At 69.4% G+C, this 20,260-nt stretch carries 22 protein-coding genes; 8 read left to right on the top strand and 14 right to left on the bottom strand.

Annotated features, from left to right (window positions below):
• Nucleotides 1–2 precede the first annotated feature (2 nt).
• The 4 genes from QNI14_RS03180 to QNI14_RS03165 form a co-directional block, all read right to left on the bottom strand.
• The gene (locus QNI14_RS03180; protein WP_283714755.1) at nt 3–560 is read right to left on the bottom strand and encodes a copper resistance CopC family protein; all 558 of its coding nucleotides are present in this window, start codon (nt 558–560) and stop codon (nt 3–5) included.
• Entirely contained in the window at nt 551–1,324 is a 774-nt protein-coding gene (locus QNI14_RS03175) for an alpha/beta fold hydrolase (protein ID WP_283714754.1), read from the bottom strand. The genes QNI14_RS03180 and QNI14_RS03175 overlap by 10 nt, the downstream gene beginning before the upstream one ends.
• Nucleotides 1,325–1,497: 173 nt before the next feature.
• Nucleotides 1,498–1,911 (bottom strand): hypothetical protein, encoded by a 414-nt coding sequence (locus QNI14_RS03170; RefSeq protein ID WP_283714753.1) that lies wholly within the window; start codon nt 1,909–1,911, stop codon nt 1,498–1,500.
• Between the two features lie 495 nt (nt 1,912–2,406).
• Nucleotides 2,407–3,390: a helix-turn-helix transcriptional regulator gene (locus QNI14_RS03165; protein ID WP_283714752.1), complete on the bottom strand. Its 984-nt coding sequence runs from the start codon at nt 3,388–3,390 to the stop codon at nt 2,407–2,409.
• Nucleotides 3,391–3,486: 96 nt separating this feature from the next.
• On the opposite strand from QNI14_RS03165, the gene QNI14_RS03160 reads away from it, so the two are divergent.
• Nucleotides 3,487–3,942 (top strand): VOC family protein, encoded by a 456-nt coding sequence (locus tag QNI14_RS03160; RefSeq protein ID WP_283714751.1) that lies wholly within the window; start codon nt 3,487–3,489, stop codon nt 3,940–3,942.
• A gap of 70 nt (nt 3,943–4,012) precedes the next feature.
• Here QNI14_RS03160 and QNI14_RS03155 read toward each other — a convergent pair whose 3' ends face one another.
• Both QNI14_RS03155 and QNI14_RS03150 read right to left on the bottom strand, forming a co-directional pair.
• Nucleotides 4,013–4,321 (bottom strand): hypothetical protein, encoded by a 309-nt coding sequence (locus tag QNI14_RS03155; protein ID WP_283714750.1) that lies wholly within the window; start codon nt 4,319–4,321, stop codon nt 4,013–4,015.
• On the bottom strand, nt 4,321–5,841 hold the full coding sequence (locus tag QNI14_RS03150) for a PspC domain-containing protein (RefSeq protein ID WP_283714749.1): 1,521 nt from the start codon (nt 5,839–5,841) through the stop codon (nt 4,321–4,323). Before QNI14_RS03150 ends, QNI14_RS03155 begins: the two co-directional genes overlap by 1 nt.
• A gap of 114 nt (nt 5,842–5,955) precedes the next feature.
• On the opposite strand from QNI14_RS03150, the gene QNI14_RS03145 reads away from it, so the two are divergent.
• Both QNI14_RS03145 and QNI14_RS03140 read left to right on the top strand, forming a co-directional pair.
• On the top strand, nt 5,956–7,206 hold the full coding sequence (locus tag QNI14_RS03145; protein WP_283714747.1) for an ATP-binding protein: 1,251 nt from the start codon (nt 5,956–5,958) through the stop codon (nt 7,204–7,206).
• On the top strand, nt 7,199–7,858 hold the full coding sequence (locus QNI14_RS03140; RefSeq protein WP_283714745.1) for a response regulator: 660 nt from the start codon (nt 7,199–7,201) through the stop codon (nt 7,856–7,858). The genes QNI14_RS03145 and QNI14_RS03140 overlap by 8 nt, the downstream gene beginning before the upstream one ends.
• A gap of 8 nt (nt 7,859–7,866) precedes the next feature.
• Here the strand turns inward: QNI14_RS03140 and QNI14_RS03135 are convergent, their stop codons facing one another.
• Together QNI14_RS03135 and QNI14_RS03130 are read right to left on the bottom strand one after the other, a co-directional pair.
• Complete coding sequence (locus QNI14_RS03135; RefSeq protein WP_347177822.1) at nt 7,867–8,070, bottom strand: type II toxin-antitoxin system RelE family toxin; 204 nt, start codon at nt 8,068–8,070, stop codon at nt 7,867–7,869.
• A 68-nt stretch (nt 8,071–8,138) separates the two neighbouring features.
• A complete protein-coding gene (locus QNI14_RS03130) occupies nt 8,139–8,423 on the bottom strand; it encodes a type II toxin-antitoxin system Phd/YefM family antitoxin (RefSeq protein WP_283714743.1) in 285 nt (94 codons plus the stop codon).
• A 381-nt stretch (nt 8,424–8,804) separates the two neighbouring features.
• On the opposite strand from QNI14_RS03130, the gene QNI14_RS03125 reads away from it, so the two are divergent.
• Nucleotides 8,805–8,987: a hypothetical protein gene (locus QNI14_RS03125; protein WP_283714742.1), complete on the top strand. Its 183-nt coding sequence runs from the start codon at nt 8,805–8,807 to the stop codon at nt 8,985–8,987.
• Nucleotides 8,988–9,084: 97 nt separating this feature from the next.
• Here the strand turns inward: QNI14_RS03125 and ychF are convergent, their stop codons facing one another.
• A complete protein-coding gene (ychF, locus tag QNI14_RS03120; RefSeq protein WP_283714741.1) occupies nt 9,085–10,158 on the bottom strand; it encodes a redox-regulated ATPase YchF in 1,074 nt (357 codons plus the stop codon).
• A 62-nt stretch (nt 10,159–10,220) separates the two neighbouring features.
• Here ychF and QNI14_RS03115 point away from each other — a divergent pair, with 62 nt between their 5' ends.
• Entirely contained in the window at nt 10,221–10,838 is a 618-nt protein-coding gene (locus QNI14_RS03115; protein ID WP_283714740.1) for a 3'-5' exonuclease, read from the top strand.
• A gap of 49 nt (nt 10,839–10,887) precedes the next feature.
• Entirely contained in the window at nt 10,888–12,183 is a 1,296-nt protein-coding gene (locus tag QNI14_RS03110) for a DNA recombination protein RmuC (protein WP_283714738.1), read from the top strand.
• 22 nt (nt 12,184–12,205) lie between these two features.
• Here the strand turns inward: QNI14_RS03110 and QNI14_RS03105 are convergent, their stop codons facing one another.
• Both QNI14_RS03105 and glpX read right to left on the bottom strand, forming a co-directional pair.
• A complete protein-coding gene (locus QNI14_RS03105; RefSeq protein WP_283714736.1) occupies nt 12,206–12,481 on the bottom strand; it encodes a hypothetical protein in 276 nt (91 codons plus the stop codon).
• A gap of 114 nt (nt 12,482–12,595) precedes the next feature.
• Complete coding sequence (gene glpX, locus QNI14_RS03100; protein WP_283714735.1) at nt 12,596–13,585, bottom strand: class II fructose-bisphosphatase; 990 nt, start codon at nt 13,583–13,585, stop codon at nt 12,596–12,598.
• A gap of 198 nt (nt 13,586–13,783) precedes the next feature.
• On the opposite strand from glpX, the gene fbaA reads away from it, so the two are divergent.
• Nucleotides 13,784–14,815, top strand: coding sequence for a class II fructose-bisphosphate aldolase (gene fbaA, locus QNI14_RS03095; protein WP_283714734.1), 1,032 nt, complete (start codon nt 13,784–13,786; stop codon nt 14,813–14,815).
• A gap of 57 nt (nt 14,816–14,872) precedes the next feature.
• Here fbaA and QNI14_RS03090 read toward each other — a convergent pair whose 3' ends face one another.
• The 3 genes from QNI14_RS03090 to QNI14_RS03080 all read right to left on the bottom strand — a co-directional run bounded on the left by QNI14_RS03090 (nt 14,873) and on the right by QNI14_RS03080 (nt 18,871).
• A complete protein-coding gene (locus QNI14_RS03090) occupies nt 14,873–17,155 on the bottom strand; it encodes a peptidoglycan DD-metalloendopeptidase family protein (RefSeq protein WP_283714733.1) in 2,283 nt (760 codons plus the stop codon).
• 151 nt (nt 17,156–17,306) lie between these two features.
• Nucleotides 17,307–17,840 carry a DUF6264 family protein gene (locus QNI14_RS03085; protein ID WP_283714732.1) on the bottom strand — a complete coding sequence of 178 codons (534 nt, stop codon included), beginning with the start codon at nt 17,838–17,840 and terminating at the stop codon, nt 17,307–17,309.
• A complete protein-coding gene (locus QNI14_RS03080; protein ID WP_283714880.1) occupies nt 17,837–18,871 on the bottom strand; it encodes a 4-hydroxy-3-methylbut-2-enyl diphosphate reductase in 1,035 nt (344 codons plus the stop codon). Before QNI14_RS03080 ends, QNI14_RS03085 begins: the two co-directional genes overlap by 4 nt.
• A gap of 85 nt (nt 18,872–18,956) precedes the next feature.
• Between QNI14_RS03080 and xseA the strand changes: the two genes are divergently transcribed.
• Nucleotides 18,957–20,255 carry an exodeoxyribonuclease VII large subunit gene (gene xseA / locus QNI14_RS03075; protein WP_283714731.1) on the top strand — a complete coding sequence of 433 codons (1,299 nt, stop codon included), beginning with the start codon at nt 18,957–18,959 and terminating at the stop codon, nt 20,253–20,255.
• Nucleotides 20,256–20,260: the final 5 nt, after the last annotated feature.

Raw genomic sequence — 20,260 nt, 5'->3', positions numbered from 1 at the left:
GGTCAGTCCTGGTTCGCAGGTCCGTTCGCGCGCTTGCGGCGGGCGAGGACGAGGATCACGACGAGACCGATGACGACGACGCCGAAGGCGATGCCGGTGATGGCGAGGGTGAGGCTCGCGTCGCTTCCCGCGGGTTGCGTCGGCGTGGCATCCGTCGGCGCTTCGGTCAACGGCTCGGCGTCGCCGACGGCGAACGGAATTGTGCCGCTGATCGGGTGGCCATCGCTCGACACGACGCGCCACTCGATGAGGTAGCCGGCCTCGGGCATGTCGGCCTTCAGCGGGAAGGAGAGGGTGTTCGTCTCGATGACGTGCTCGCCTGCCGCCCACTCCGTGCCCTCGGCGTCGACGACCGTCACGGCTGCACCTTCGGTCGCGATCGCGGCCGAGTACGTCAGCACGACCTCGACCGGCGCGGCGTCGAGCTGCTCGCCCGAGGCCGGGGTGCTGCCGATGAGCTCGTCGTGAGCGGATGCCGGTGCGGCGACACCCACGACGGCGACGGCAGCGAGGGCGATGCCGAGGAGCCCGGCGCGGAGGCGGCGCATGGTCAGTCCCATCCCAGGTAGTCCTCGATCTGGAACGCGGTCTCGCCCGGGTGCGTCATCGGGAACAGGTGTCCGGCGCCCGGAAGGCGGACGACGCTCGCGCGGTCGGGCGCGGTCGCCTGCAGGTCGTCACCGGCGGTCGGCACCGTGATGCGGTCGTCGGCGCCCTGGATGATCAGGATCGGCAGGTTCTGGGCGAGCGAGGCCCACTCGGCGACGGGCGTCGACGCGAGCGCCGCGCTCTGCAGTTCTTCAACGGCGTGGTCGCGCGAGCCGGCGAAGACGCTCCACGCGGCATCCAGGTCGATACCCTCGCCGACGAGGACCGAGATCGCGTCGCGGTCGTCGGTGTCGACCGGCGCGGAGAACGCGACCTGCACGGCCCGCGCGGCGTCATCGTCGACCGGGCGGGTGCCCTCGACGCCGAGGATGAGCACGCCGAGCGCGCGGCCGGGGAAGTCGAGCGCGAAGGTGCGGGCGACGGCGCCGCCGAAGGCGTGACCGCCGATCCATGCGGCGGTGACCTCGAGGGAGTCGAGCACGTCGGCGACGTCCTGCGCGAGGTCGTGCATCGTGACGGGAGCATCACCCGGGCGACGTGAGCCGATGCGGATGATCCGGAAGCCCTCCTCTTCGAGGATGCTCGCGAGGCCGCCGAGGTAGGCGATGTCGAGGCCCTGTGCGGGCACGAGGACCAGCGCGGGCCCCTCGCCCTCGTCGATGAACGGAATGGCGCGGCCGGGCGCGTCGAAGCTCTGGCGCTGGATCTCAGTCAATGGGGGTCCCTGTGTTGAATCGGTGCAGGTGTCCGGTTGGTACGACCCAACGCTACCGGTCCTCGCTTTGGGCGCGCTCGGAACGGGTGGCCGCGGCTCCGCCGAGAAACCACTCCTGCGCGAGAAACCATCCCTGCGGTGGTGTTTCGAGCCGCGAATGGTTTCTCGCGGCGCTACTCCCCTGGAACGCGGATGCCGCCGACTTCGGCAGCTTCGAGCATGAGCCGCTCGGCCTCGTCAGTGCTGCCCCACGTCTGGACGAGCTCCGACCCCTCGACTTCGTACACCCCGACGCCCGGGACGCCCCAGTTCACGACCGTGTACTCGACGTCCGACGCGTCGCCGATGCCGCGAGTCACGCCGACCTCGCCGATCACCACGCCGCGCCCGTTCGGCAACGTCAGGCTGGAGCCCGCGAGGTCGCACGGCTCACCGCGGCCGGCGAGCACCTCCACGGTGAGCGACTCACCCGCACACGACGGGAGATTCTCGTACCCCTCCGGCACCTCGACACCGCCTGGTTCCCCGGCGCATCCCGCGAGCGTGAAGAGAACGATGGCACCGAGTGGAAGGATCGCGCGGCGCATACCTTCACCGTAGTCCGGCGACTGCCCGCCTACCTCGAAGCGCTGGATGCCACGTCCGCAGATCTCGATGGCCTACGCACAGATCATCGGCCAGCCCCGGAGTGTTGCCGCAGTCTTAGGACCCTCTCATATTCGGCGATTCGGTCGATCCCACAATCCGCGTTTGGAATGGTGGGGACTTCTGCCGCTCGCGACATGGACGGACGACGAGGAAGCGGGACGCTCGCCGCACCGATCCCGTGCTGCATCCGACGATGGAACTGGAGATGTGATGGACCCGCTGACGACAGCGATCGTCGCAGTGACGATGCTCGCCGTGTGGAGTTATGTGACATACCTCGCCGTCCGGCGCGGCGTTCGAGATGGACTTCGCGATCGCGATCACGCCTCCTCCGAGAAGCGCGCGGAAGACATCTGAACGGCTCGGTCCGGACCGCGGGGTCTCCGACGAGCGAGGCACGATGACGAACACCCGCCCGAACACCACCGCTGCGCTCAGCTCGCTGCGGTCGACGCGTACCGCTCCGCGAGAGTTGCGAAGGCTTCGGCGAGTTCCGGCGGGCCGACGACCTGCATCGGCACTTCAAACCGGCCGAACGATGCCGCGAGCGATCCCCACGACCACGAGCCCGCCTCGAGGAGCGTCCGGTCGTCACCGTACGCGCGCGCGGTCCCGTCGCCGACGAACGGCAGCACCTTGCGGATCGGGAGGTCGAGGATCACCGATCCGCGGCACGCCCACTCGTTCACGTCGGAGCCCTTGAAGCGCGCGGACACGAACTCGTTCAGGTCCCCGCCGGGCACCTCACGCGGCGCGAACCTCGGTCCGGTCGGGATACGCGGCGTGATCCGGTCGACGCTGAACAGCCGCCAGTCGTCGCGCTCGAGATCCCACGCGACGAGGTACCAACTGCCCTGCGCCGTCACGATGTGGTGCGGCTCGACTCGACGGGGTGGAAGCGCGGCGTCCTCCGGCCGCGCGGCGCCACGCGGCGCGTAGTCGAACCGGAGCACCTCGGCGACCCGGATCGTCTTCGCGAGACTGATCAGCAGATCGGGATCCACTCGCATCCCGGCAGCCTGTCCCGGTCTCACCGTCGATGAGATGACGTCGAGCGCGTCCAATCGATGTCGCAACCGGGATGGCATGACCTGGCGGATGGTCGCGAGCGCTTGGATGGCGGCATCCTCGATCCCCACGCCCGACACCGAGACGGTCTGCAGCGCGACGGCGACCGCGACGGTCTGGTCGTCGTCGAACAGGAGCGGTGGCAGCTCGCTGCCCGCTTGGAGCCGGTACCCGCCGATCGGTCCCAGCGTCGCATGGATGCTGTAGCCCATCTCTCGCAGCCGCTCGATGTCACGCCGCAACGTGCGATCGCTGACACCCAGCCGGGACGCCAGGACTGAGCCTGGCCATTCACGCGGCGTCTGCAGGAGCGACAGCAAAGCCAGCAGCCGGGTGGTCGTGGTCGACATGTTCCCAATCTAGATCTGGTTTAGGACATGAACTGACCTATACGTGCGAAACGCTTGATCAGTGGCCAGGATCGGCCACCGAATCGAGGAGCAGACATGACCATCCAGACCACCACCCATCTGAACTTCCGCGGCGACGCACGCGAGGCGCTCGAGTTCTACAGCTCGGTGTTCGGCGGCCACCTCGTGGTCAACACGTACGCGGACTTCGGCATGCCGGCCGCGGCACCCGGTGCCGACAAGGTCGTGTTCGGCCTCGTCATCGCCGAGAACGGTTTCCGCGTGATGGGGTACGACATCCCCGGCGAAACCGACGGCGGTATCGCCGGCGGCGGATCGACGCGTCGCGAACAGCACACGACCGTGACTGACCAGGCCGTCTTCGTCTCGCTGAGCGCCGACTCGCTCGAGGAGTTGCAGGGCTACTGGGACGCCCTCGCTGTGGATGCGACCATCGTCGAGCCGCTCGCAGCCTCGGCGTGGAGCGCCGGATTCGGCATGCTCACCGACCGCTTCGGCGTGACGTGGAGCGCGTCGGTCACCGCGTCCTGACGCTGGAGGACGGATGCCGCGGTGAAGTGATCAGCGCCGTGGCATCCGTTCCCGACGCCCGACGCCGCGCTCAGCGCCGCTCGCGGCCTCGCTGGGCGCGACGCAGCAGGCCGATGAGGCCGCAGACGAGCACGAACGCGCCGATGCCGAGGATGGCGTAGGCGATCGCGGCGCTCACCTGGAGCTCGAACAGCCAGTCCTGCAGCGCGTTGAGCGCGTCCGATCCGGAGACGAGCCAGAGTCCGCCGGCCGCGCAGGCGAGAAGCACGAGCCCCCAGACGATGCCCGCCCACCGCACTCGCGCACGCTGTTGCGGTTCGGTCGGCGGCGTGGCATCCGCTTCGGTGAGGTCGAGAAGCTCGGTCGTGTTGTCACTCATCAGTTGCCCATCCTGTCTGCTGCGTCGCCCCGCGGCGGCGTGATCCAGATGATGATCGACCCTGCGTCTTGGCTGAGGTCGATGGTCTGCACTGCGGTCGTCCGGTCGCCCGAGACGAGCGTCGCGGAGATGCGCTGGCGTCCGTCCGCGCCGGTGGTCGTCGTGGCGCGTGGGTCGTCGCCGAGGAAGTAGTCGGAGGAGTGGTCCTCGTTGACCCAGATCCCGACCGAGTCGGCGATGTCTGCTGTGAGCCGGAGTTCGACACCGGGATCCACCGAAATCCACGTGGTCCCGGCACGCTTCTCGATCTCGAGCGATCCGCTCTCACCCTCGGGATCGAGGTACACCGACAGGTCACCCCAGAGCTGCCGCACCGTGTCGTCCGATGAGCCCGTCGCGTCGGCGAGATTCGACACCGCGTACGACCCGATGCGCAGGTTGTCGCGCACCGGCACCGCGGTCGCCACCACACCCACGATGAGGGTTACGATGGCGATGAACGCGAGGAACCCGCTCCGCCAGCGCAGCGCGCCCGCGACGACCATGGCCGCGGCGATGACGGCGAGCGCAGCGAACGCGCCCCGGGCGAGGGCGACATCGATCCGCTCCCCCAGCCCCACGACAGCGCCGACGATGACGGCGACGCCGATCGTCGTGCCGACGTAGGCCGCGGGTGTCCGCGGCTTCGTGAGGCGCCGCATCCGACGGCGTTCGGCCGCCTCTGCGGCGAACTCCTCGGCGTGCGCCTGGCGCTCCGCGCGAGCCTCGTCACGCGCGACACGGGCGATGTCCTGCTGCTCGCGGCGCCATGCGTCCTCCTGCGCCCGCCAGGCGGCGTGCTGCGCTTTCCACTGCTCGAGCTCGTCGAGTTCTCTTTCAGGTGAGGGAGAGGGGACGGATGCCGCGAAGCCGGCGGCATCCGTCCCGGTGGCGTCCGCGTGCTCGGTCGTTCCCAAATCGACCGGCTGTGCGAGCGCGTCCGAGGCCGCTGCGGAAGCCGTTCGCGGTGCGGTCTCGGATGGTGTGAGTCCTGCGCGGGTCGCGGCGCGGACGATAATCGCGAGGAACGCGACGGTGAGGATGACGAGGAACAGCGTCCAGAGCAGCCCGATGACGCCCCAGCCACCGCCACCGCTTAACCACCACGGCGCCGTCCCGACGAGAACGCCGACCGGCGCGGGCAGGAGCCCGAGAAGGAGGACCGCCGCGATGCCCGCGTGCGCCGATGCGAGGCGTCCCTCGAGCGCGTCGCGCAGCGGCACTCGCTCTTTTGCGTCAGGGAGCACTGCCCACGCGACGCCGTAGAGAAAGAGCACGGGGAACCCGAAGAGCCCGACGACGATGAGGACGCCGCGGACGACGAGCACGTCGATGCCGATGCGTGCGGCGATGCCGGCGGCGACACCGCCGATCCAGCCGTACCCGCGCACGAGGTCGAAGCGGGCGACCCACGCGAAGAATCGCTCGGTAGCACTGTGGGGCCTCGGCGGAGCCGGTGGCGCAGTGGTCGTGTTCGTCATGCATTCATCGTCGGTCGGGCGGCGCATCGGCCGCGATGGGGTGATCCCCTGACTCGACCCTGATTCGCGCCGTCAGCTCATCGCTCGACACCAAACCGATGGTTTGATTGCGGCATGTCGACCTCTGCTGGTGTGCTCGCCGCCGCTCCGCCGCGCCCCGTGCGTCCGAAGCGGCCGGCATCCCTCCGCGTTCCGCTGACACTCCCCCGTGCGTGCGCGGTGTCGGGCGTCAGCGCCGGGGTCGCTCGCCACCTCGGTGCACCGGTCGACGTCATCCGCGCGCTCTTCATCGTGCTGGGACTTCTCGGCGGCGCGGGCGTCCTCCTCTACGCGTGGATCTGGGCGGTGACGCCGCGAGAGGCCGGCTCCGACACGGTCACCCGCTCGGCCCCCGTCGCATGGCTGCTGCTCGCGGCGACCGGTGCGGGGCTCCTCGCGCTCATCCCGGCCACGCGTGACCCGTGGGGCGAATGGTGGATGATCTCGCCCGACTTCCTTCGGGAGTTCCCCATGCTCCTTGCCGCGACGCTCTCCGCGACCGTCGCGCTCGCGGTAGCCGCCGGCACATGGGCGGCGCTCGTCGATCGCGCAGACCCCTCGCGGGGAGCCCGACACGCGTTCCTCGTCCGCGCCGCATCCGTGATCGCGCTCGTCGTCGCGCTGCTGATCCCGCTCGATCGCTTCGCCACGAGCAGTGTCACCGTTTTGCTGGCGTTTCTCCCCGTCGCAGGCCTGGTCGCGCTGGCATCCACCAACGTGATCGTGAAGCTGCGGGAACTCTCGCACGAGCGCATCACCCGCATTCGCGAGGAGCACCGGGCCGAGATGGCCGCGCACCTGCACGACTCAGTACTGCAGACGCTCGCCCTCATTCAGAACCGCAGCGGTGCGTCGAGCGAGGTCGCACGGCTCGCCCGAGCACAGGAGCGTGAGCTTCGCGCCTGGCTGTACGACGGCGATCAACCCGCCGACAGTGATCTGCCGACCGACCTCCGCGACTTCGGCGGTGCGCTCGAGCTCGACTATCCGGTGCGCGTCGAGGTGGTCTCGGCGGGCCTGTCGTCGGAGCGCGCGAGCGGCGAGATCGCCGCGGCGGCCCGTGAGGCGATGCTGAACGCGGCGCGCCACGCCGGCGGCGACGTGTCGGTGTTCATCGAGGGGCGCCCCTCAGGTGTCGACGTGTTCATCCGCGACCGTGGTGAGGGGTTCGAGGTCGATGCCGTCCCCGGCGATCGGCTCGGTGTGCGGGAGTCGATCATCGGACGGATGCGCCGTGCCGGAGGTTCCGCCACGGTGACGTCGTCCGAGGCCGGTACCGAGGTGCACCTGCAGTTCGGGTCGACGGTCGGCGGCGCCGGTGAGTGACAGCATCCGGGTCGTGATCGTCGACGACCACTCGATCTTCCGCTCCGGACTCCGGGCAGACCTCGCCGAGTCCGTGGAGATCGTCGGCGAGGCATCCGATGTCCCCTCGGCCATCGAGACGATCGCGTCGACGCACCCCGATGTTGTGCTGCTCGATGTGCATCTGCCCGGTGGGAGCGGCACCGATGCGACGGGCGGCGAGGATGTCATCCGGGCCGCGCCGTCGCCGGGCACCCGCTTTCTCGCGTTGAGCGTCTCGGATGCCGCGGAGGATGTCGTCCGCGTGATCCGCGCCGGTGCCCGCGGCTACATCACGAAGGGGTCGTCGGGCGCCGAGGTGAGCCGGGCCGCGCACGCCGTCGCCGGCGGCGATGCGGTCTTCTCGCCGCGACTGGCGGGCTTCGTGCTCGACGCGTTCGGCGCGGCGGCCGGCGAGACAGCGGCAGTCGACGACGAACTCGACCGCTTGTCGGCGCGCGAGCAGGAGGTGATGCGCTTCATCGCCCGCGGGTATGCGTACAAGGAGGTGGCGTCGTCGCTGTACATCTCGATCAAGACGGTCGAGACGCACGTGTCGGCCGTGCTCCGAAAACTGCAGCTCTCGTCACGTCACGAGCTGACGGCGTGGGCATCTGAGCGCCGGCTGCTCTGAGGTATGCCTCAGCGGCGGCGGTAGACGTCGCGGCGATGCTCGATCGTCACGACCTCGATCACCAGTCGGTCGTCCTCGATGCGGTACAGGACTCGGTACTCGCCGCGCCGTGCGGAATAGAGCGGTGCGAGCGGCTCGCGCAGCGGCTTTCCGACTCTGCGAGGGTTCTGCGCCAGCGGGCCGACGATGAACTCGAACGCCGCAGCTGCCACCGACTCAGGGAGTGAGACTTCGAGCGCACGCCTCGCCGATCGTGTGAAAACGACCCCGTACGGGTGCGTCACTCAGAGAGCCGACCACGAGCGATCATCGCCGCGCGAACCTCATCGGCGGACGACACGTCACCCGCTTCGAGCTCGGCGATCGCCGCCCGTAGCGCCGCAACCTCGTCGGGGCTGCTCAGAATGTCGACGGTCTCGACAAGCGCGTCGTAGTCCTCGGCGCTCATCAGGACCGCGACACGAGCGCCGTTCCGAGTGATCTCGAAACGCTCGTGCGTCGTCGACGCCGACTCGATGTGCTTACTGAGTGAGGCCCGAGCGTCTGCCAGCGAGAGAACGGTCATGTACAGAATTCTAGCGCGGAGATCGCGACGAATCGCGAGGTTCGCATTGACACCGGCAAGACCGGGAATGACACGGCGGAGCGTGACTCGCGAGACACCGAGGCGAGCTGCTGCCTCGACGTCGGCCAGCCCGAGTTCTCGGCACGCTCCGCACAGCTCCGATCAGCATGAGTTCTTCCACCACGTTGAGTTCGCTCGGTACCGTTTTCTTCACGCGGTTACTCAAACCTCTCCTCGGGCGTCGGAGCGTGTCCGACACGACGATGGTCAAGGGGCGCTGCGATCCGCGACCGAAGCGAAAGGTCGCCCATCACATCGACCCGTCCGTCGAGGCTCCGCATCGCGGGGCTCGCTATATCCGCGTTGCTCATTGTCGGCGCGATGATCGCACTCGGGACGCTCTGGGTCACCCTGGGCGATCGCGGCATCTCCGCCGACGCGACCGGTACCAGCGGCTACACCAGACCCAGCGAGGTCGTCGCGGGACTGCTCGGGGTCGTCGCGCTCATCACTGGGGTGATCGTCGGCGTGTGGAGCCTCCTTGCACGCAACCGGCGGACGTAGCGAGCTACACACCGATCGAGAGTCGCGGGCCCTTCGCGGACTGCGCACGAAAGGAACTCGGGCGAAACGCCCATTGATCAGGGCTTCATCCGCCCCGTCAGTTGTTGAAGCGGAATTCCACGACGTCGCCGTCCTGCATGACGTAGTCCTTACCCTCGAGGCGGGCCTTGCCCTTCGCGCGGGCCTCGACGACCGAGCCCGTCTCGACGAGGTCATCGAACGAGATGACCTCAGCCTTGATGAAGCCCTTCTCGAAGTCGGTGTGGATGACTCCTGCCGCCTGCGGCGCCTTCCAGCCCTTCCCGATCGTCCAGGCGCGCGACTCCTTCGGGCCCGCGGTGAGGTAGGTCTGCAGGCCCAGAGTGTCGAAGCCGACGCGGGCGAGCTGGTCCAGCCCGGACTCGTCCTGACCGGTGGATGCCAGCAGCTCCGCGGCATCCTCGGGGTCGAGGTCGGCGAGCTCCGACTCGATCTTCGCGTCGAGGAACACGGCCTGCGCGGGAGCGACGAGCGCTGCGAGTTCCGCCTTGCGGGTGGCATCCGTCAGCACGGCCTCGTCGACGTTGAAGACGAAGATGAACGGCTTGGCGCTCAGCAGACCGAGCTCGCGGATCGGGCTCAGGTCGATGCCGGACGCCGACAGCAGCTCGCCGCGCTGCAGCGCCTCCTGGGCGGCCTTCGCTGCCTCGAGGACCGACGGGTCGAGCTTCTTGCCGCGGACTTCCTTCTCGTACCGGGCGATCGCCTTCTCGAGCGTCTCGAGGTCGGCGAGCTGCAGCTCGGCGTTGATGGTTTCCATGTCGTTCTTCGGGTTGACCGCACCGTCGACGTGCACGACGTCGTCGTCGGCGAACCCGCGCACGACCTGCGCGATGGCATCGGCTTCACGGATGTTCGCGAGGAACTTGTTGCCGAGCCCCTCCCCCTCGCTCGCACCGCGCACGATGCCGGCGATGTCGACGAACGACACCGTCGCGGGCAGGATGCGCTCGCTGGAGAAGATCTCGGCCAGCTTGTCGAGCCGCGGGTCGGGCAGGTTCACGACACCGACATTCGGCTCGATCGTCGCGAACGGGTAGTTCGCCGCGAGCACGTCATTCTTGGTCAGCGCGTTGAAGAGGGTGGACTTGCCGACGTTGGGCAGTCCGACGATTCCGATGGTGAGAGCCACGGGACTCGAGTCTACGCGGCGCGCCTGCTTCTGCCGCGCGCCGATGCCGCGAGGGTGGAGGCATGCCCCTGGACTTCACCGCGATCGACTTCGAGACGGCGAACTCCTCCAACGCGTCGGCATGCGCCGTGGGACTCGCCCGCGTGCGGGACGGTCGCGTGGTGGCATCCGAGGGGTGGCTCATCCGCCCGCCGGCAGGACACGACCGCTTCTTCGAGATCAACACCAGCATCCACGGGATCACCGAAGCCGACGTCGCCGACGCTCCGACCTGGGCGCAGCAGTACCCCCGGCTACTCGCGTTCCTCGGCGACGACGTGCTGGTCGCCCACAACGCGGGCTTCGACATGCGCGTCCTGCGCAGCGCCTGCGAGGCGACGGACCTCGTGCCGCCGGCGGCGCGCTCGCTCTGCAGCGTCCAGGTCTCGCGCAAGACCTACGAGCTGCCGTCGTACCGCCTGCCCGCGGTCGCCGCCGCCGTCGGACACCTCGACTTCGCGCATCATGACGCGACGGCGGACGCGCTGGCGTGTGCGCTGATCGTCATTGACGCCGCCGCGCGCGCCGGCGCGACCGACGTCGTCGAACTCGCGATGCTCCTCGGCCTGCGCGTGCCGCAGATGGTCGTCACTGCACCGGCCGAGCCGTCTGCGCCTGCGAAGGCCGACGTCGCCGCCTGACCGCGCGCCGCGCCGACGGATGTCGGAGGCTCCCGTCACCATGGTCCACATGGATGCCGCACTCGTCATCGCCCTCGCCGCACTCTGTATCGCCGCAGGGTTCCTCGCCGGCTGGGCCGCCTCGTCCGCCCGTGCCGCGACACGGCGCGAGCAGCTGAGCGCGCGCCTCGCCGCGGCCGACGCGAGCCGCGCTTCGCTCGAGACGCAGCTCGAGCAGCAACGCTCACTGCAGCGCGACTTCGCCGCGCAAGCCCGCACCGAGCAGGCAGCCCGCGACGAGCGCGAACGGCGCGAGCAATTGCTCCTGCGCGCCCTCGCACCGGTGCAGGAATCCCTCACCTCGATGCAACAGAAGGTCGAGCACCTCGAACGCGACAGGCAGGAGCAATACGGTTCACTCGCTGAGCAGCTCCGCCGGTCCCACGAGTCCGACGAGGCGCTGCGCGCGACGACCGAGTCGCTCGCAGGCGCGCTCCGCTCCGGCAGTGCGCGAGGGGTCTGGGGTGAGACGCAGCTGCGCCGCATCGTCGAGTCGGCCGGCCTCACGCGGTACGTCGACTTCGAGACGCAGACCTCCATCACCTCGGATGCCGGTGCCGGCAGGCCCGACCTGGTGGTGCGCCTTCCCGGCGACAAGGCGCTCGCGGTGGACGCCAAGGTGCCGCTCGACGCCTACCTCGAAGCCGCCGAGATCCCCGTCACCGCGACCGGCGACGCCGGCGCACGCCGCAAGCAGCTCCTCAACCAGCACGTCCGCGCGGTCCGCGCGCACGTCGATGCGCTCGCGAAGAAGCAGTACTGGTCGGGCCTCGACACCAGCCCCGAGTTCGTCGTCTGCTTCATCCCGAGCGAGTCGCTGCTCGCCGCCGCGCTCGAAGAAGACCCGGCGCTGCTCGAGTACGCGTTCGGCCGTCGTGTGGCGCTGGCCTCGCCGGTGAACCTCTGGGCCGTGCTCAAGACCGTCGCGTACACCTGGACCCAGCAGGACGTGTCAGACGAGGCGAAGCGGCTCTTCCAGCTCGGCAACGAGCTGTACCAGCGCCTCGGATCGCTCGCCGGCCACGCCGATGACCTGCGCCGCGCGATCGAACGCACCGTGGACAGCTACAACAAGTTCGCCGGATCGCTCGAAGGCCGCGTTCTCGTCAGCGCGAGACGGTTCCCCGGCATCGACGAGACGAAGCTCGACGCCGTCGCCGCTCCCCCGGCGATCGACGTCAGCCCGCGCCGCCTCACGGCGCCGGAACTGCTCGAGGGGATTGACGACCTCGACCAGCGGACGACCGACAGCGCATTGACGGCCGACCTCGGCGGCATCCGCGAACGGGTGCGCGACCGCGACTGAGCTGCGAAGCGGCTCCCGCGGCTCAGGCCGGGAAGAAGTTCATGAGCGCGATCGTCGCGCCCGAGACGGCGAGGAACGCGCCGATCATCCACCACGCGCTGATCTGGTGCCCGGGAGGCATGCGGCGGCGCAGCAGCACGTCGGGGCGACGCGCGGGGTCGTTCTCGTCGATGACCGGCACCGTCGAGACGACGGGGATCTGACCGGTCACGACGGGGATCTGCCCCGTCGGCGTCACCGGGATCTGGCCCGTGAGGGAGAGCTGACCCGTCCGCGGGTCACTGGATGCTGCGGGCATGGACGCACTCTCCTGACGGACGGATTCGATACCGGCGGACGCCGGCTCCGGGGACCATTCTGCCAGAGCGGATGCCGCACCCCGTGGGATGCGGCCTTTCGAGCGTGTCCCTTGTCAGAGCCACTTCGAGGTGAGATGCTCCGACGAGATGCGCCGCAGCGTGCCCGACGCGCCGCGCAGGACGACACTCTCGGTGTAGACGAAGTCCCCTTCACGTCGCACACCGGCGACCAGCTCACCGTTGGTGACACCCGTCGCGACGAAGATCGTGTTGTTGCCGCGCACCATGTCGTCGGCTTCGTAGACGTGGCCGTCGAGCTTCAAGCCGGCGTCGATGCCGCGCTGCTTCTCATCGTCGTCGCGCGCCCACAGCCGCCCCTGGATGTGCCCGCCGAGCGCCTTGATCGCGCACGCCGTCACGATGCCCTCGGGGCTCCCGCCGATGCCGACGCACATGTCGGTGCGGGCGTTGTGCCGCGCCGCGTTGATGCCACCGGCGACGTCACCGTCGCTCATCAGCCGCGTCCCGGCACCGGCAGCACGGATCTCCTCGATCAGCGCAGCGTGCCGTGGGCGGTTCAGCACCGAGACGACCAGCTCGTCGACCGGCTTGCCGAGCGCCTTGGCGAGGCGGTGGATGTTCTCGGTCACCGACAGGCGGATATCGACGACGCCAACGCCCGCGGGACCGGTGACGAGCTTGTCCATGTAGAACACGGTCGACGCGTCGAGCATCGCGCCGCGGTCGGCGACCGCGAGCACTGACAGCGCGTTGTTGCGCCCCTCGGCGGTCAGGGTCGTCCCGTCGATCGGATCGACCGCCACGTCTGCCTGCGGGCCACGCCCGGTGCCGACACGCTCGCCGTTGAAGAGCATCGGCGCGTTGTCCTTCTCGCCCTCGCCGATCACGATCACGCCGTCGAAGTTCACGGTGGTGAGGAACGCCCGCATCGCGTCGACGGCGGCACCGTCGGCGAGCTCCTTCTTGCCCCGTCCGATGAACGGCACCGAGCGAATGGCCGCGGCCTCCGTCGCCCGGACGAGCTCCAGTGCGAGGTTGCGGTCGGGGTGCAGAGGGCTCATATCGGCAGTCAGGCTCACCATGGTGCTCAGCCTAGGGCGCGGCATCCGCTTGTCCGTACAAGATGAGGGGGCCCAAGCGTGAAGGAATCGCGAATCTTTCGAAATGGGCCACATTCGTCGCGCACGGCGCGCGTGCACGCCCTCCCCGGTGGCCAACGGCGGCATAGCTCGCTTCGATAGAGTGACCAGTGAATCAACGGACTTTCCCGAGGAGCTGACATGCCCGTCGCCACCCCTGATCAGTACGCCGACATGCTCGATCGCGCGAAGGCAGGCGGCTTCGCCTACCCCGCGATCAACGTCTCGAGCTCGCAGACCATCAACGCCGTCCTCCAGGGCCTGACCGAGGCGGGTTCCGACGGCATCCTCCAGGTCACCACCGGCGGCGCCGACTACTTCGCCGGCCACACGGTCAAGGGCCGCGCCACCGGCGCGCTCGCGTTCGCCAAGTACGTGACGGAGGTCGCGAAGAACTACCCCATCACGGTCGCGCTCCACACCGACCACTGCCCGAAGGACGCCCTCCCCGGCTTCGTCCTGCCCCTTATCGAGGCATCCGAAGAAGAGGTCAAGGCCGGTCGCAACCCGATCTTCCAGTCGCACATGTGGGACGGCTCGGCCGTGCCGCTCGACGAGAACATCGCGATCGCGAAGGACCTGCTCCCCCGCATGAAGAACATCAACGCGATCCTCGAGATCGAGGTCGGTGTCGTCGGTGGCGAAGAAGACGGTGTCGCGCACGAGGGATCGAACGACGCGCTCTACACGACCGTCGCCGACGTCTCGAAGGCTGTCGAGGCGCTCGGCCTCGGCGAGCAGGGTCGCTACATTTCGGCCCTCACCTTCGGTAACGTGCACGGCGTCTACAAGCCCGGTGGCGTGAAGCTGCGTCCCGAGCTGCTCGGCGAGATCCAGGAGGGCATCGCTGCGCAGTTCGGTACCGGCCCGAAGCCCCTCGACCTCGTCTTCCACGGCGGCAGCGGCTCGACCGACGAGGAGATCGCCCTCGCCGTCAGCAACGGCGTCGTCAAGATGAACATCGACACCGACACCCAGTACGCGTTCACGCGTTCGGTCGCCGGCTTCATGCTCGCCAACTACGAGGGCGTCCTGAAGGTCGACGGCGAAGTCGGCAACAAGAAGCAGTACGACCCGCGCGCGTGGGGCAAGGTCGCCGAATCGGCGATGGCGCACCGTGTCAACGAGGCCACGCAGCAGCTCGGCTCCGCCGGCAAGTCGCTGGGCGTCTGACCAGCTGTAGCAACGACGAAGCCCCGGTCCGCTCGGACCGGGGCTTCATCGTTGGCGTCAGTAGGAGACCAGGCCGAGGACGTCGCGCGGATACATTACGTACCGGAGCCCGTCGACCGTGAACGCGGTGTGCAGGTGCGGACCGGTCGAGCAGCCGGTCGAACCGACAGCGCCGATCTTCTGCCCTGCCTTCACGGTCTGCCCGGTCTTCACCGAGAACGCGCTCAGATGCGCGTAGACCTGCACGAACGGCTTGCCGTCCATCGTCGAGGTGATGACGACTTCCTTCTGCCGCGTGTTGTTCGGCGCCCATGACGGACAACCCGACGTGATCCACACCTCACGGACCGAGATCTTGCCGCCGCGCATCGCGTAGATGGGCGTGCCGGTTGGCGCGGCGATGTCGTCCCCACTGTGACCGGCGTACGTCGTGAACGTGCCGCTCGGACGGATCGGGAACGCCCACCCGTATCGACTCGGGACGGATGCCGCGGCCGCGGTCGACTCCGAGAAGGCCGCAAGGCTCGCGCTGCTCCACTTCACCTGCCCGTCGGCAGTGACGAGTTCGGCGATGCCGTCATTCCCGAGCTGCAAGGCGGTGACGCCCTGGCCGTCCGTCCCGCTCCGCCACGCGATCCGGTCAGCATGGTCACGGACGATGAGTTCCCCGCTGCGACTGAACTCGAGCATCGCGTCGATCGATCCGGTGGTCTTCGCGGTTCGGAGCGGCGTCGTGCCCGACATGAGCGCGAGGTTGCCGTCGCCGATGAGGCCGAAGCGGAACTTCCGGTTCGGTGAGACCGCAACGGCGCCCGGTCGCATGGTCGTGCCCGGGAGGACCGTGCTGCCGAGCGACCACGAGACCGATCGTGCGGCGCTCGTCTTCGTCGTCGTCACGAAGTCGGGCTTGCTCGCAGTCACGGCGACGCTCACCGCGCGCCCGGCCGCCGACGCCGGCAGCGTCCAGGTCACGCTCGTCGCGCCGGAGACCGCCTTGCCGTCGACGTGCCACTGGTAGGCGAACTTCGCGGGGGTGGGATCCCATGCACCGGGGCTTGCGGTCAGGGTGCTTCCGACCTCCAGCGTGCCGGTGATGGTCGGTGTCGGCGCGTCCGTGAACGCCCACCTGATGTCCGATGCGGCGCTCGTGCGAACCTCGGTCGTGTAGCCGGTCTTGAGGACTGCCACGCGGACCGAGATCCGGCTCGGGGCATCAGCGTCCGTGAGTCGGTACGTGCGCGAGGTCGCGCCCGCGATGGGTTCACCGTCGCGCAACCAGCGATACCGGATCGTCACCGGCGACGGACCCCACGTCCCGATCGACGCGGTGAGCACCGACCCGACGGTGCGCGTGCCGGTCATGCTGATCGTCGTCGGCGCCGTGAGCAGCCGCGGCACCGACAGCACGGGGCTCGATCGGCGCTCCGAGGTGTAGCCCGCGCGAATGCCACCGATCCACAGCGTGATCTGCGCACCGGCATCCGCTCGAGTCAGCGTGTATGAGCTGCTGGTTGCACCGCTGATACGTGCGGAGCCGCGATACCACTGGTAGCGCATGGTGACCTGACCGGGGCCCCACGCCTCGTGCGCGCCGAACAACGTCTGGCCGACTTCGACGGTGCCCGAGACGGTTGGCGCCGGCGTCGCCGTGAACGCCCTCCCGATCCGGACCGCCTTCGACGTGCGGGCCTCGGTGCGATAGCCGGCCTTGCGGACCGCGATCCGCAGCGAGATCGCGCGTGACAGGTCTGCGGCGACCGGCACGTACGTCGAGCTGCGCGCATTCGGGATCGGCTCGCCGTCACGCAGCCACCGATAGACCACCGCGTCGGGCTCGGGCGCCCACGCGCCGATCGAGCCTGTGAGGGTCACGCCGACCGAGGGACTTCCGCTGATCGTCGGCGTCGCCGCCTGCAGCGTCCCCGGCGCGACGACCGCCGTGACGCTCGAGGTGATGGTCCGCGAGCGGTAGCCGGATCGCGATCCGGCGACCCTGACGCTCACGCGCTTGCCGATCGCGGTGGCGGGGAGCACCCAGGTGCGCCCGGTCGCGCCCGGAACGTCGACCCCCTCGAGCCGCCACTGGTAGCGCAACGTCGCAGTCGGCTTCCAGGTACCGGCGACGGCGGTCAGAGTATTGCCGAACACCGGGGTGCCGGTCACCTTGGGCCGCGGGATCGTGGTGAAGGAGCGGAGCGGTGCGGGCGGTGTCGCTGTGGGAGTCGGTGTCGCCGTCGGCGTCGGCGTTGCTGTCGTCGCCACCGCGGTGTCACGGGCCGAAGCGCCCTCCAGCGGCGCGAACAACCCCGCCGCGAGCGCGATCGCAAGCACGCCGATCACCCACGCACCACGACGATTCCCGCCTCGCGCCACGGTCAGCCTCCCGAGTAGCCGCGACGTGGGGCCGCCGCGCACGCGCGAATGTATCAGGCGGGTCGGATGCCACCAAACCACCGAGCCGTGGTCGGCGAAATCGCCGTCGTCTGCCGAATCAGCTCATGAAGTAGGCCGAGACGGCGGGATCGCCGACCATCGGCACGGCGAGGCACACGCTCACGATGAGGAAGGTGACGATCGCTCCCACGAGCGGGATCCACCAGGTCACGCGACGGCGCGAGAGCGACAGCCACGACAGGAACGCGGTGAGCAGCCATCCGCCGATGAAGATGCAGGCGGCGGCGATGCCCCACGCGTTGCCGGCGGAGATGTTCGTGAACTCGCCCTCGACCCCGGCGACCTGCATCCAGGTCTCGGCGAAGCCGGTGAAGTCGACCATCTGGGGCGCCGCACCCATGACGGTGAGCAGGCCGTAGGTGAGCAGCGCGATCGTGATGATGCGGTCGGCGAGTCGGGTGGGTCGTGCCGCGACGGTGGTCGCGGGCCCAGTCGGCGGGTGCGGATGCCGCGCGGGCGGCACCTGCTCCGGGGCGACGACCGGTTCGGGCAGCGGCTGTTTGATCGCGGCGCGCTGCTCTTCCGGCGTCGCGTACTCGCCGTACTGGGGCCTCGGGCGCAGGTCGCTCACGAGCGGGTGCGTCCCCCGAGCGCGCGCTCGTCGCGCTTGCCGGCGAGGTCCTGACGCAGTTCCTTCGGCAGCGAGAACATGAGGTCCTCCTCCGCCGTCTTCACCTCGGCGACGTCGCCGTAGCCGGCACCGGCGAGATCTGCCAGCACCTCCTGCACGAGCACCTCGGGCACGGAGGCGCCGGAGGTCACACCGACCGTCTCGACGCCTTCGAGCCACTCCTGCTGGATCTCGTGCGCGTAGTCGACGCGGTAGGCGGCCTTCGCGCCGTACTCGAGGGCGACCTCGACGAGGCGAACGCTGTTCGAGGAGTTCGCCGAGCCGACCACGATCACGAGATCGGCATCCTTCGCGACCTTCTTGATCGCGACCTGGCGGTTCTGCGTGGCGTAGCAGATGTCGTCGGAGGGCGGGTCCTGCAGGTTCGGGAACCGCTCGCGCAGGCGACGGACCGTGTCCATCGTCTCGTCGACCGACAGCGTCGTCTGCGAGAGCCACACGACCTTGTCCGGGTCCTTCACGACGATCGTGTCGGCCTCGGCGGGCGAGTTGACGACGGTGACGTGATCGGGCGCCTCGCCGGCGGTGCCCTCGACCTCTTCGTGACCGTCGTGCCCGATGAGGAGGATCTCGAAGTCGTCGCGCGCGAAGCGCACGGCTTCGCGGTGCACCTTCGTCACGAGCGGGCAGGTCGCGTCGATCGCCTGGAGGCCGCGATCGGATGCCGCGTTCACGACGGCCGGCGAGACGCCGTGGGCGCTGAACACGACGTGCGCGCCGGTCGGGACTTCGTCGACCTCATCGACGAAGATCGCGCCCTGCGCCTCGAGTTCGGTGACGACGTGGATGTTGTGGACGATCTGCTTGCGCACGTACACCGGCGCGCCGTAGCGCTCGAGCGCCTTCTCGACGGCGATGACCGCACGGTCGACGCCCGCGCAGTAACCGCGCGGCGCGGCGAGGAGCACGCGCTTGCGCCCGGCGACGGGCAGGTCGACGAGGCGTCCGCGGGCTCCCGGAATGCGGGGCATGGGCAGCGAGACGGGTGCGGAGGTCACAGTCTGATTCTACGAACCCGCACCTGGGTGTGGGACGTGTGCGCCAAGATGGGTGACCGTGACGAGTTTCCAGCCCGCAGCCGGCGACACCCCGCCGCCCGACGCGGTGCACCCCCGCGATTCGTCACCACAGACGCCCACGTCGGTGTCGCGCCTCAACGAGACCATCCGCGACTTCGTGCAGAAGTGGGGCGCGGTCTGGGTCGAGGCCGAGATCACCGCGTGGAATCTGCGCGGCGGGCATGTCTTCGGGCGGTTGAAGGATGCCTCGGGCGAGGGCATGCTCTCGTTCCGGATGTGGTCGTCCACGCTGCAGCGCACCTCCGACGATCTGAAGGTCGGCGACCGCGTCGTGGCGTGCGTGAAGGCGGACTACTTCGTCAAGACGGGCGACTTCAGCTTCACGGTCACCTCGATGCGCCACACCGGCCTCGGCGATCAGCTCGAGCGACTCGAGCGGCTGCGCGCGACGCTCCGCGCCGAGGGGCTCTTCGACCCCTCCCGCAAGCGGCCACTCCCCTTCCTCCCGCACGTCATCGGGCTCATCACGGGCGAGCGCAGCGACGCCGAGAAGGATGTGCACCGCAATGCCGAGCTGCGCTGGCCGCACGTGCGGTTCCGCACGATCCACGCCGCCGTGCAGGGCGACCGCTGCGTACCCGAGACGATCGCGGCGCTGAAGACCCTCGACGCCGACCCCGAGGTCGACGTCATCATCATCGCCCGCGGCGGTGGCGACCCGCAGACGCTCCTCGGGTTCAGCGACGAGAAGCTCATCCGTGCCGTCGCGGCGGCATCCACTCCCGTCGTCTCGGCCATCGGACACGAGAACGACCGGCCGCTGCTCGACGACGTCGCCGACCTGCGCGCGTCGACGCCGACCGATGCCGCGAAGCGGGTCGTCCCCGACGTGAGCGAGCAGCGAGCGCTCGTCCAGCAGCTGCGCGCCCGCGCCCGCACGCGGCTGACGCAGCGCATCGCGCACGACATCGCGGGCCTCGAGCAGTTGCGGTCCCGCCCGGTGCTGCGCGACCCGGCCTCGATGCTCACCGGCCGCACGCAGGAGCTCTGGTCGCTCACGACCCGGGGTCGTGACGTCGTGCGACGGCAGATGGATGCCGCGGCCCGCACGACCGCCGAGCTCCGGGCATCGCTGCGCGCCCTCTCCCCCGGCGCGACCCTCGACCGCGGGTACGCGATCGCCCACCTGGCCGACGGGGTGATCGTGCGGGATGCCGCGCAGGCGCAGCCGGGCGACGCGGTCGTCGTGACCGTCGGCCGCGGCTCGTTCGCGGCACGCTCCGAGGGCGAGATCGCGGAGTCCGGGGCGGCATCGGCAGGCGACTCGCCGACCTAGGATGG

The sequence above is a fragment of the Microbacterium dauci genome, assembly GCF_030065535.1.
Classification (GTDB): domain Bacteria; phylum Actinomycetota; class Actinomycetes; order Actinomycetales; family Microbacteriaceae; genus Microbacterium; species Microbacterium dauci.
Note: the sequence above shows the minus strand (reverse complement) of the source record. Positions and strands in the feature narration are given on the sequence as shown.

Coding starts and splice junctions, on each gene's coding strand:
- QNI14_RS03180 (WP_283714755.1), bottom strand. CDS start 560: ATGGGACTGACCATGCGCCGCCTCCGCGCCGGGCTCCTCGGCATCGCC.
- QNI14_RS03170 (WP_283714753.1), bottom strand. CDS start 1,911: ATGCGCCGCGCGATCCTTCCACTCGGTGCCATCGTTCTCTTCACGCTC.
- QNI14_RS03165 (WP_283714752.1), bottom strand. CDS start 3,390: ATGTCGACCACGACCACCCGGCTGCTGGCTTTGCTGTCGCTCCTGCAG.
- QNI14_RS03160 (WP_283714751.1), top strand. CDS start 3,487: ATGACCATCCAGACCACCACCCATCTGAACTTCCGCGGCGACGCACGC.
- QNI14_RS03155 (WP_283714750.1), bottom strand. CDS start 4,321: ATGAGTGACAACACGACCGAGCTTCTCGACCTCACCGAAGCGGATGCC.
- QNI14_RS03150 (WP_283714749.1), bottom strand. CDS start 5,841: ATGACGAACACGACCACTGCGCCACCGGCTCCGCCGAGGCCCCACAGT.
- QNI14_RS03145 (WP_283714747.1), top strand. CDS start 5,956: ATGTCGACCTCTGCTGGTGTGCTCGCCGCCGCTCCGCCGCGCCCCGTG.
- QNI14_RS03130 (WP_283714743.1), bottom strand. CDS start 8,423: ATGACCGTTCTCTCGCTGGCAGACGCTCGGGCCTCACTCAGTAAGCAC.
- QNI14_RS03125 (WP_283714742.1), top strand. CDS start 8,805: ATGATCGCACTCGGGACGCTCTGGGTCACCCTGGGCGATCGCGGCATC.
- QNI14_RS03115 (WP_283714740.1), top strand. CDS start 10,221: ATGCCCCTGGACTTCACCGCGATCGACTTCGAGACGGCGAACTCCTCC.
- QNI14_RS03110 (WP_283714738.1), top strand. CDS start 10,888: ATGGATGCCGCACTCGTCATCGCCCTCGCCGCACTCTGTATCGCCGCA.
- QNI14_RS03105 (WP_283714736.1), bottom strand. CDS start 12,481: ATGCCCGCAGCATCCAGTGACCCGCGGACGGGTCAGCTCTCCCTCACG.
- glpX (WP_283714735.1), bottom strand. CDS start 13,585: ATGGTGAGCCTGACTGCCGATATGAGCCCTCTGCACCCCGACCGCAAC.
- fbaA (WP_283714734.1), top strand. CDS start 13,784: ATGCCCGTCGCCACCCCTGATCAGTACGCCGACATGCTCGATCGCGCG.
- QNI14_RS03080 (WP_283714880.1), bottom strand. CDS start 18,871: ATGCCCCGCATTCCGGGAGCCCGCGGACGCCTCGTCGACCTGCCCGTC.